Here is a 10,479-nt window from a genome sequence, read left to right on the forward strand (position 1 = left end):
TGCTTTCAAGGCGTCGCGCTCTGCGGAAAGATTGGCTATGGTTTCGGAAAGCTCTGCAACCTTTTTCTCATCATTTTCTCGTTTGATGGCTTCGCGCTCGATTTCCAGTTGCATGATGCGACGGTCTAGTTCGTCCACCGCTTCCGGTACGGAATCCATCTCCAGACGTAGTTTGGAGGCAGCTTCGTCCACAAGGTCTATAGCTTTATCTGGCAAGAAGCGGTCGGTGATGTAGCGTTGCGACAATTCCACGGCCGCGATAATTGCTTCATCTAGGATACGTACCTTGTGGTGGGTTTCATAACGTTCCTTCAAACCACGAAGGATAGAGATGGCATCCTGGGTGTCCGGCTCTTCTACCATGACCTTTTGGAAACGACGCTCCAAAGCTTTGTCTTTCTCGAAGTATTTTTGATACTCGTTGAGTGTCGTAGCTCCGATAGCACGTAATTCTCCACGTGCTAGGGCCGGTTTGAGAATGTTGGCAGCATCCATGGCGCCTTCACCACCGCCGGCACCTACTAAGGTGTGGATCTCGTCGATAAAAAGGATAATTTCTCCATCGGAATCAACCACTTCTTTTACGACAGCCTTAAGTCGCTCTTCGAATTCACCCTTGTATTTTGCTCCGGCGATAAGAGCTCCCATATCTAGCGAATAAACAGTTTTTGTCTTAAGATTTTCAGGAGCGTCGCCTTTGATAATACGATGTGCTATACCTTCGGCAATGGCGGTCTTACCAACACCTGGCTCGCCGACAAGAATAGGGTTATTTTTAGTACGTCGCGAAAGAATTTGCATCACACGACGGATTTCCTCATCACGACCTATCACAGGATCCAGCTTTCCGGATTCCGCAAATTCATTTAGATTACGTGCGTACTTATTCAAAGCGTTGTATGTCGCTTCGGCATTAGGGTCTGTAACTCTGTTTTTTCCTCTCAATTCTTTTATTGCTATTTTTAAATCTTTCTCATTTACTCCTTGATCTTTCAGTAGGTTGCCTACTTTATCCGAAGAAGCCTGCAATCCTAATAACAGATGTTCTATAGAAACATATTCATCGTTGAATTCTTTGAGGTAGCTCTGAGCTTTTTGTAGCACTTGCGATGGTGTTGTTGCTCAAATAGATTTGGCTTCCTGTAACTTTAGGTAGGGAATCTACAATTTTGTTGACCTCAGTAGTTAGATAGCTGAGGTTGACGTTAAGCTTTTTGAGGAGATGAGAAATGACGTGCTCATCTACTTCAAGTAAAGCTTTAAGTATATGTGCCGGCTCAATGGCTTGCTGTTGATTTCCTGCAGCAATTTCTGAGGCCTTTTGTATGGTCTCCTGAGCTTGATTGTATAATTGTTAAAGTTCATAAGCTAATCGATTTACACTCATTTAGTAACAAATTGAATGCCTGAGGGGTAGAAGAGCAGAAAAGCTGAAAAAATGTCTGTTTTGAATAAAAACAACTGTCTTTTTTGCAGTTTTAAAGGAAGGAATAAGAAATATTGACAAAAAATAAAGCGCAAGATGTTGTCTTGCGCTTTCCCTTAATTTAAATATGAACTTTTAAATTAGCCTAAATAAGATTTTAAAATTTTGCTTCGAGAAGTGTGACGTAAGCGTTGTAGAGCTTTGTCTTTGATTTGGCGAACGCGTTCTCTGGTAAGATTGAATTTTTCGCCGATCTCTTCCAATGATAGCGGATGATTAGAACCAAGTCCGAAGAATAGGACGATAATCTCTCTTTCTCTTTCTGTTAAGGTAGCAAGTGCACGTTTGATTTCCTCAGATAAGGACTCGTCGATCAATGCACTATCCGTATCAGGGTCTGAATTTTCCAACACATCCAACAATGTGTTTTCTTCTCCTTGTACGAAAGGTGCATCCATGGAGACATGTCTTCCTGAGTTACTCAACGTATCAGACACTTTGTCTACCGTAGTTTCTAAGATTTCGGCTAATTCTTCCGGAGATGGCTCGCGTTCGTACTCTTGTTCTAATTTTGAGAAAGCTTTGCTGATTTTACTTAGAGAACCTACTTGGTTAAGCGGCAAACGCACAATACGTGATTGTTCAGCGATAGCTTGCAAAATAGACTGACGAATCCACCACACTGCATAAGAGATAAACTTAAACCCTTTGGTTTCGTCAAAACGTTTCGCTGCTTTGATTAGGCCTAAATTACCTTCATTAATCAAGTCTCCTAAAGTAAGACCTTGATTCTGATATTGTTTAGCAACTGAAACTACGAAACGCAAGTTGGTTTTGGTCAACTTCTCTAATGCTTTCTGATCTCCCTCGCGAATACGTTGGGCTAAGATTACTTCCTCTTCGGCCGTAATCAAATCCACTTTACCAATTTCATGTAAATACTTGTCAAGAGATTGTGATTCACGATTCGTGATCGATTGTGTAATTTTGAGCTGTCTCATTAATTTTTATTAACCTTTCTTTTGGATGATGCAAAAATACTAAAATTCACCGTCTTTTTTTGTAATTAATTTGTAATTTAAATCCTCGTATTCAGGAAGTTACGAAAAACAGGTTGACTGCTTTGTTGCATCAAAAATCATTCCAAATTATCTTTTCTGCCAAAATAAACTTTTCGTTATACTTAATGTCTAACCAATAAAAATTTTTCTTATTACAATAAAACATTTTTGGGGTACATTTGTTTTGTTGGTGTTAAACAATTAGTAAACAATGAAAAAAATAAGTATCCGGTTAGACCAAATGATGGCTAAAAGAAAAATGTCACTTAATGAGTTGAGTGCACGTGTGGGTATTACGTTGTCTAATTTGTCAATTTTAAAGAATAATAAAGCTAAAGCTATACGTTTAAGTACGTTGGCAGCCATATGCGAGGCTTTAGACTGCCAACCGGGGGATATTATAGTTTACGAGGAGGAATAATTATTCGAATCGGTATCCTCGCAGAAATTCATCAACCTTCATTCTCTTTTTACCTTCAATTTGTACACTAAGCAAGTTGAGGTAGCCATCAGCCGTGGCAAATTTCAAATATGTTTTGCTGTCAGATTTGAAAGAGCCTATAGGGTCATTATGTGTAGCAAGCTCATAAGTAGCTTCATAAATTTTAAGTACTTTTCCCTGCATCAATGTGAAGGCGGCTGGATATGGGCTTAATCCTCGGATAAGGTTGTAAATCTTTTCTGAAGAATTGTTCCAATCTATCAGACAGTCTTCTTTGAAAATCTTAGGTGCATGTTTGAGCGCTCCTGCATCTATCTGGTCCTGGGGAGTAGGGGTTATGCTGTTATTCTTTAATCCTTCCAAGGTGCGTATAAGCAGTTTAGCCCCTTCTACCATAAGTTTATCGTGCAATATGCCGGCAGTGTCTGTATCGGCTATGGCTACTTTACTTGACAGCAGTATATGACCTGTATCGATTTCGTGTTGCAGCTTGAACGTTGTGACGCCGGATTCTTTTTTCTCCGTTGATGATAGTATGGTTGATAGGAGCAGCGCCTCTATATTGTGGTAAGAGGGAGGCATGAACGTTGATGGTGCCCATAGGAGGCATGTTCCATACTACCTCGGGTAACATGCGGAAAGCTACCACGACCTGTATGTCGGCATTGTAAGATTTTAGCTGTTCAAGAAATTCCGGATTGCGGAGTTTTTCTGGTTGCAATACAGGAATATTATGTTGGGTAGCAAAAACTTTTACTGGAGATTGATGAATCTTCTGTCCTCTGCCGGCAGGCTTATCCGGCGTGGTCACTACAGCAACTACATTATATCCTGATTCTAGCAGTGCCTTAAGGGATTCTACTGCAAAATCAGGGTACCCATAAAAATTATACGCATAATTACTACAATTAAATTCTTGGAAATACTGTCTGCCACAGCATATCAATGACTAAGCTCAGTTTGTCAAGTGGCAAATTTTATTAACTTTGCGAAGTTACAAAATTTAATGTCGAGTTGAACTTTCCTTTATTATTAGCCAACAGAATCAATGTTAAGGGACAACGGACCTTTTCCAAGCTTATTGTGCGTGTCACGATAGGAGCTTTGTCATTGGCTATCATTGCCATATTACTTTCGGTGGCTATCCTTCGTGGTTTTAAAGAGGAGATTACGACCAAATCAAAGGGGATTTTTCGGTGATATCATTGTAACGCGGCATGAGCTTTCTCCTACGGATATTACTCCCGTGCTGTTGGGAGAAGCACAGAAAGATTCTTTGCTGAAGATTCCTGGTGTACTATCTATCAGTCCTTTTGCCACACAGGTAGGGATAATCAATGTAAATGATGAGGTGGAAGGAATTATGCTTAAAGGAATTGACAGCCTTTATAATCAATCTTTCCTGAATAGTTGCCTTGTAGAAGGGGAGTTGTTGGATTTGAAAGCAGAAAGGGCTGATCAGCAATTGCTTATTTCCCATTATCTGGCCAATCGATTAAAGTTAGATGTAGGTGACAATCTGATTATGTCTTTTGTGCAGGACAAAAGGATTCGCAAGAGAAAATTTATTATCCAAGGTATTTTCCGTACGAATTCGGACGACTGGGACAAAAATTATGTGGTAGGCTCTTTGGACGTTATCCGTAAGCTGAACAATCTGTTGCCGAATGAGGCGGGAGCTTATGAAATACGGATTTCAGACTTTTCTCAGCTTACGCAGGCGACAGAAGCTGTAAACGATGCTTTGCCTATGCATCTTAAAGCTTCCAACGTAGTGGAATATTGGGCAGACGTCTTCAACTGGCTGGAAATGCTGGATATGAACGACGACATTATTTTCGTGCTTATGGTGATTGTAGCGGTCATCAACATGATTTCTTCCTTGTTGATTACCATATTAGAACGTACAAACATGATCGGTATTCTTAAAGCATTGGGAATGAACAACGGTGATCTTCGGAAGGTATTTATATGGAATTCATTATATATTATCGGTTATGGTCTGTTAATCGGTAATATCTTTGCCTTTGCAATATATATGTTTCAGCGAGCAACCCATTTTTTCAAGCTGGATCCTAGCATATACTATCTGGAGTTTGTTCCTATGAATATTGATATACTTTCGGTGTTGATTTTAAATCTTTCAGTGGTAGCTGTGGTACTTTTGACAACGATAATTCCTTCCATGCTGGTGACACGTATTTCACCGATTAAAACCATTCAGTTCAAGTAATCTATTTATCCTTTTACGAAATAAGCGTAAATTTTTGTAATTTACGAAACTAACGAAGGAGCTTTATAAGCTTCTAAAGAAGTATTTATTGCAGAAGACTATGAGTAATAAAGTAATAGAACATTTGATACATGCGTTTCAAGCTCCTCTTACCAATCCGGTACTGATATTCTCTGTTGTATTACTTATTATTCTGTTGTCTCCCATACTACTCAGGCCCATACGTGTTCCGGGTATTATAGGTTTGATTTTGGCGGGTGTGGTCATAGGGCCCCACGGTCTTAACTGGCTGGAGAAAAATTCAGCAGTCACCCTTTTCTCGACCATAGGACTATTGTATATCATGTTTATTGCCGGTCTGGAATTGGATATGAATGAGTTCAAAAAATCCAGACATAAGAGCGTTGTTTTCGGTTTTTTTACATTTATTATTCCTATTCTTATCGGATTTCCTGTATGTTATTACATTTTGGGGTATGAAGTGCTTCCAAGTGTGTTGATAGCCAGTATGTTTGCTACACATACGTTGGTGTCATATCCTATTGTAAACCGTTATGGTATTTCCAAGCATGAGGCTGTAGCCATTACCATCGGGGGAACGATATTGACGGATACGGCTGTGTTGATTATACTGGCCTTGATTACAGGAGCTTCCCACGGTCAAATTAATCAGGAGTTTTGGGTGACATTAGGGGTATCCTTTGCGATATTCCTATTTATCATGTTCGGCATTATACCTAGGATTGCCAAATGGTTTTTCCAACGCTTAGATGCGGAGAAGACGGGACATTATATTTTCGTGCTTACGGTGGTATTCTTTGCAGCATTCCTAGCCGAGATGGCGGGGTTGGAACCCATCATTGGAGCTTTCGTTGCCGGTCTGTCGCTGAATAAACTCATACCACATTCTTCGGCCTTGATGAACAGGATAGAATTTATTGGCAATGCTATCTTTATTCCTTTCTTCCTGATTTCGGTAGGGATGATTGTGGATATAAGTGTACTGACTAAAGGTCCTTCCGCGTTGATCGTTGCAGGTACATTGACCATCGTTTCCGTTTTTGGAAAATTCATTGCTGCTACCATCACCCAATATATCTTTAAATACAGCTCAAACCAGCGCAATCTTATTTTTGGTTTGAGCAATGCACACGCTGCAGCAACCTTGGCTGTGATAATGGTAGGATACAATAACAACATTATCGATGAAAATGTGCTGAACGGAACTATCCTTTTGATTTTGATCACCTGTATCATAGCTTCTATGGTAACAGAAAATGCATCCAAGAAGATAGTTTTGGAAGGACACCAAGATGATAAACATATCGAACACGTAGAGGAGTCGGAAGAACAGATTATGATTCCGTTGGCCAACTTGAAAAATATGGAGCCTATATTGGATTTTGCCACGTTGATAAAATCCAAGAAGTCGCCCTACCCACTCAGTATAGTAAGTGTAGTTCCCGACGACGAGCAGGCAGAAATCAACGTGCAGGATGCCAAACGCAACCTAGAGAATATGGCCAAATATGCTTCGGGAGCAGAGACAGAAGTAGAGTTGCTGACCACCATAGACTTCAACATTCCGGCAGGAATCGCACGAATGTCGAAAAAAGTGATGGCCGATTGTATTATCATGGGCTGGCCAAGTGCTACGTCTATCGTCGAAAAAATTGTGGGAGAAAAGTCAGAAAGTATTTTGAACAACACGGATTCTACCTTGTTTATGCTTCGTCTGAATAAGCCTTTGATTTCGCATCGCTCTATAGTGGTGTTTGTACCACCTTTGGCAGAATCGGAGGTAGGTTTTGAGTATTGGCTTGAAAAGACTTTTAAATTGGCGCAAGAGTTGTCATTGCCTATCAGTTTTGTCTGTGAACCGCGTACGGAAGATAGTATCTCTTTAATATATAAAAAGTTAAAATCAAGCGTAAAAGTTAAGTTCGAAACATATGAAGATTGGGATAATATTTATGGTCTAGCGACTTTTAACAGTCCAGATGCCTTGCTGGTCTTTGTTTCATCACGTCAGGGAGAGGTCTCATATCGCGATTCGTTGGACGGACTTGCGAAGCGTGTAGGTAAGTATTATAAGAGTCAAAACCTGATTTTATTATTCCCTGCTCGTCAAGCAAACGAACATATTGACGAATACGAAACCATACAGACTTCACCTTTTATGAGAAAAATCTCAAAAGGACTTGGAAATATCTTTAATAAAGAAAAATAACCTAAAAGATGATGTTTAGTAAAATCACAATGGGTGATGACGGGAAGCTTAATGTTCCTACTCATCCTATTATACCATTTATTATAGGGGACGGTATAGGTCCCGATATATGGCGTGCCGCCGTGCGTGTATTTGATGCTGCTGTGGAGAGAGCATATGGTGGTACACGAGCCATTCAATGGAAGGAAGTACTGGCTGGAGAAAAAGCATTTAACACGGTAGGAGAATGGCTGCCGGAAGAGACTTTATCTACCTTTAGGGAGTATCTTGTAGGTATCAAAGGGCCTCTTACCACCCCTATAGGTGGAGGGATACGTTCCTTGAATGTGGCTTTACGCAAGGAGCTAGATCTTTACGTATGTTTAAGGCCGACACGTTGGTATGAAGGTGTGCCCTCACCGGTAAAAAGACCTCAAGATGTCAATATGGTCATCTTCAGGGAAAATACGGAAGACATATATGCCGGAATTGAGTTTGCCGGCAGTACAGCTGAATCTGGGAAGGTACAGCAATTCTTACAGAAAGAGTTGGGGGTAGATTACGATTTTAAGGATAATACAGGGGTCGGCATTAAGATTGTTTCAGAAGAAGGATCTAAACGCCTCGTTCGTGCTGCCATAGAATATGCTATCCAGCATAAGATACCATCAGTAACCTTAGTGCATAAAGGTAATATTATGAAATATACGGAAGGAGCATTTAAGCAGTGGGGATTTGAAGTTGCTGAGAAGGAATATGCAGATAAAACCTATACTTGGGGACAATGGGAGCGCACCAAAGCTGAAAATGGTCAAGAGGCCGCTAATGAGGAGCAGCGACAGGCTGAGGCTGCTGGAAAGATTATTATAAAAGACATAATAGCCGACAACTTTTTACAGCAGATATTACTTGCCCCAAAAGATTATTCTGTAGTGGCTACTTTGAACCTCAATGGAGATTACATTTCAGATGCATTAGCTGCAATGGTAGGTGGCATAGGTATAGCTCCCGGAGCGAATATCAATTACAAAACAGGACATGCCATCTTTGAGGCTACGCATGGCACGGCACCTCGGTTTGCCAATACCAATACTATGAATCCTTCATCCGTAATATTGAGTGGTGTGATGATGTTGGAGTATATGGGTTGGCAGGAAGCTGCTGATAAGATCGTGGAAGCATTATCCCTCACCATCAAAGAAAAGACAGTGACAGTAGATTTCTACAATCTTATGGAAGATGCTACTTTGTTGAAGACGAGTGAATTTGCCGATAAGATTATTGAAAAATTATAAGCATGCTTTTTGAAGAATTGCCTAAAATAATCAGGGAATCCACCATCCTGAGCCAAGAAGACAAGCGACTTCTTGCGACTATAGAATGTATTCCTACGGATATGGAAATAGACCGTTTTCGGATAGATCCTTCCATACTGGAATTGACAAATGCTTTTATAGGAGATGAATCCACGCGACACATTCATCTTCAAGAAATGGCTAAACAATACCTGGAAGAAGGGAATATCAATGCTGCATGGAAAGTGCTATTACTGTAAAAGGTAATAGCATTTTCCTTATTGAAACATATTGTCGGTATCTCTGAAAAAGAAATAATACACAATAGCGAGTAATATAACCGCTATTATTATTACAATCATTATATTTCTTCCTGCGGGTTTATCATCCGGCTCTTCTTTTACCACTTCGGGTACTTTGTTTTCCCATTCTTTGGGTTCGTGTTTGTCTTCTTGCATAACTCTAGCTGTATTGATCTTTCACAAGATGAACAGCGGAGCGGTAAAAACGTTTAATAAAAAGATTCATTTGTAGTTCAGGATAAGCTTATAGATATTTCCTCTTGATCCGGTGAGGTATATATTCTTGTTGTCCGAGCTTTTACTTATGGTATTGAAGCTTAACGTGGAGATGTTTTTCCAGTTGAGACCACCGTCATAGGAGATATCCGTGCCGGAGGTTCCTGTCGCTAAGACTATATGTTGCGTGATATAGAGTACATCCGAGCGATAACCGTTTACGGGCGTAGTGGGTTTGGTCCATGATTTACCACCGTCGTATGTCAGCAAGATGTTGTTTTTATTGTTCATATCTTCCATATAGTTGCCACCTACGACAATACCTTTTCTTTCATTATAAAAGTCAATGGCGAAAATTCCTGTTGTCGGTTCTCCCGACCAAATAGGGACATCGTACTTGTCTATCTTCAATCCTTTGGGGTTATAGCTGAAAAAACTAGAATACTTGCCTCCTGTGCCTATATAAAGCTTGTTTTTAAACATCTTCATCGAAGAACCTGATGCTGCAAAGGCGGCTTCACCTTCGTCGGCGAAAAGGATAAAATGAGAACTAACGTCATACCAGCTTTTCCCTTTATTGGTAGTTTTCAGCAGCTGGAAGGCGCCATCTATAGGGTCGGCGAGGATATATCCATTTTTCCCGTAAAAGACAATATCGTCGAAAAATATTTCCGGACGTACGTCTTCATACACCTTCTGCCAACTTTGTCCACCATCCGTAGTACGCAACACTACCACGGGTGAGCCGGCGTTGATGATGATGGCTTCCTTTGCCGAGAAGGCGTGAATATCTCTAAAGTCGTATTGCTCATATCCTTGAGGATTAACCCATTGCCACGTTTTTCCTTGGTCTTTGGAATAGCCTACCGAGCCTTTGCTGCCACTAACCCATACGATATCTTTTCCGACAGTAGACATACCACGAAAGGAAGCATTTACATTTTCCGCTAGAGGTACAAAGGTCTGTGTATAGGCTGTAGCGAGATATGCAAGTAGCAACAGCAGCAGGATAACATTTTTTTTCATGATTATTATGTTAGTTGTGCTAAAAGGTGGTCAAATTCCTCTCTCAATCGGGTAAGCTGGGTCTCTAATGCAGTTACTCGTTCTTCCAAAGCTATAATTTGTGTCTTCTCAACAGAGGGGTCTTGTTGGGATTTATCAAACTCCTCTGGGTCGAAAGCACCAAAAAGATGGATATAACGAGCTTCCTTCTGTCCAGATCTTTTGGGTTAAAAGTTTTACGTACGGCTTTTCTCCTTCGGTCAGCTTGTTCAGGTAATACTGWACAACTA

The 10,479-nt window shown here is 40.5% G+C and carries 11 protein-coding genes and 1 pseudogene; 6 read left to right on the forward strand and 6 right to left on the reverse strand.

What is annotated here, in order from left to right; all coding sequences use genetic code 11:
• Positions 1–1,365 (reverse strand): annotated as a pseudogene (locus tag SD31_RS07060) (Clp protease N-terminal domain-containing protein); the annotation flags it as partial.
• 201 nt (positions 1,366–1,566) lie between these two features.
• On the reverse strand, positions 1,567–2,427 hold the full coding sequence (locus tag SD31_RS07065; RefSeq protein ID WP_039053618.1) for an RNA polymerase sigma factor RpoD/SigA: 861 nt from the start codon (positions 2,425–2,427) through the stop codon (positions 1,567–1,569).
• A 301-nt stretch (positions 2,428–2,728) separates the two neighbouring features.
• Between SD31_RS07065 and SD31_RS07070 the strand changes: the two genes are divergently transcribed.
• Complete coding sequence (locus SD31_RS07070; RefSeq protein WP_231561271.1) at positions 2,729–2,908, forward strand: helix-turn-helix domain-containing protein; 180 nt, start codon at positions 2,729–2,731, stop codon at positions 2,906–2,908.
• Here the strand turns inward: SD31_RS07070 and SD31_RS20765 are convergent, their stop codons facing one another.
• Positions 2,909–3,490, reverse strand: a complete 582-nt coding sequence (locus SD31_RS20765; RefSeq protein WP_410528247.1) for a methionyl-tRNA formyltransferase — start codon at positions 3,488–3,490, stop codon at positions 2,909–2,911.
• Positions 3,375–3,875: a methionyl-tRNA formyltransferase gene (locus SD31_RS20770; protein ID WP_316929799.1), complete on the reverse strand. Its 501-nt coding sequence runs from the start codon at positions 3,873–3,875 to the stop codon at positions 3,375–3,377. Before SD31_RS20770 ends, SD31_RS20765 begins: the two co-directional genes overlap by 116 nt.
• A gap of 68 nt (positions 3,876–3,943) precedes the next feature.
• On the opposite strand from SD31_RS20770, the gene SD31_RS18745 reads away from it, so the two are divergent.
• From SD31_RS18745 to SD31_RS07095, 5 genes are all read left to right on the forward strand, one after another.
• A complete protein-coding gene (locus SD31_RS18745) occupies positions 3,944–4,129 on the forward strand; it encodes a hypothetical protein (RefSeq protein ID WP_231561267.1) in 186 nt (61 codons plus the stop codon).
• Entirely contained in the window at positions 4,080–5,162 is a 1,083-nt protein-coding gene (locus tag SD31_RS07080; RefSeq protein ID WP_231561268.1) for an ABC transporter permease, read from the forward strand. Before SD31_RS18745 ends, SD31_RS07080 begins: the two co-directional genes overlap by 50 nt.
• Positions 5,163–5,262: 100 nt before the next feature.
• Positions 5,263–7,392 (forward strand): cation:proton antiporter, encoded by a 2,130-nt coding sequence (locus SD31_RS07085; protein WP_039053620.1) that lies wholly within the window; start codon positions 5,263–5,265, stop codon positions 7,390–7,392.
• Between the two features lie 11 nt (positions 7,393–7,403).
• A complete protein-coding gene (gene icd, locus SD31_RS07090) occupies positions 7,404–8,666 on the forward strand; it encodes an NADP-dependent isocitrate dehydrogenase (protein WP_039053624.1) in 1,263 nt (420 codons plus the stop codon).
• 2 nt (positions 8,667–8,668) lie between these two features.
• Positions 8,669–8,926, forward strand: coding sequence for a hypothetical protein (locus tag SD31_RS07095; RefSeq protein ID WP_039053621.1), 258 nt, complete (start codon positions 8,669–8,671; stop codon positions 8,924–8,926).
• An 18-nt stretch (positions 8,927–8,944) separates the two neighbouring features.
• Here SD31_RS07095 and SD31_RS07100 read toward each other — a convergent pair whose 3' ends face one another.
• Both SD31_RS07100 and SD31_RS07105 read right to left on the reverse strand, forming a co-directional pair.
• Positions 8,945–9,124 carry a hypothetical protein gene (locus SD31_RS07100; protein ID WP_039053622.1) on the reverse strand — a complete coding sequence of 60 codons (180 nt, stop codon included), beginning with the start codon at positions 9,122–9,124 and terminating at the stop codon, positions 8,945–8,947.
• A 66-nt stretch (positions 9,125–9,190) separates the two neighbouring features.
• On the reverse strand, positions 9,191–10,210 hold the full coding sequence (locus SD31_RS07105; protein ID WP_039053623.1) for a WD40/YVTN/BNR-like repeat-containing protein: 1,020 nt from the start codon (positions 10,208–10,210) through the stop codon (positions 9,191–9,193).
• Positions 10,211–10,479: the final 269 nt, after the last annotated feature.

The sequence above is a fragment of the Sphingobacterium sp. T2 genome (genome assembly GCF_000814685.1).
GTDB lineage: Bacteria > Bacteroidota > Bacteroidia > Sphingobacteriales > Sphingobacteriaceae > Sphingobacterium > Sphingobacterium thermophilum.

What these genes read in the sequence shown, in the direction of transcription:
- SD31_RS07100 (WP_039053622.1), bottom strand. Translation starts at nt 9,124, where the DNA reads ATGCAAGAAGACAAACACGAACCCAAAGAATGGGAAAACAAAGTACCC.
- SD31_RS07105 (WP_039053623.1), bottom strand. Translation starts at nt 10,210, where the DNA reads ATGAAAAAAAATGTTATCCTGCTGCTGTTGCTACTTGCATATCTCGCT.
- SD31_RS07095 (WP_039053621.1), top strand. Translation starts at nt 8,669, where the DNA reads ATGCTTTTTGAAGAATTGCCTAAAATAATCAGGGAATCCACCATCCTG.
- SD31_RS07070 (WP_231561271.1), top strand. Translation starts at nt 2,729, where the DNA reads ATGATGGCTAAAAGAAAAATGTCACTTAATGAGTTGAGTGCACGTGTG.
- SD31_RS07065 (WP_039053618.1), bottom strand. Translation starts at nt 2,427, where the DNA reads ATGAGACAGCTCAAAATTACACAATCGATCACGAATCGTGAATCACAA.
- icd (WP_039053624.1), top strand. Translation starts at nt 7,404, where the DNA reads ATGTTTAGTAAAATCACAATGGGTGATGACGGGAAGCTTAATGTTCCT.
- SD31_RS07085 (WP_039053620.1), top strand. Translation starts at nt 5,263, where the DNA reads ATGAGTAATAAAGTAATAGAACATTTGATACATGCGTTTCAAGCTCCT.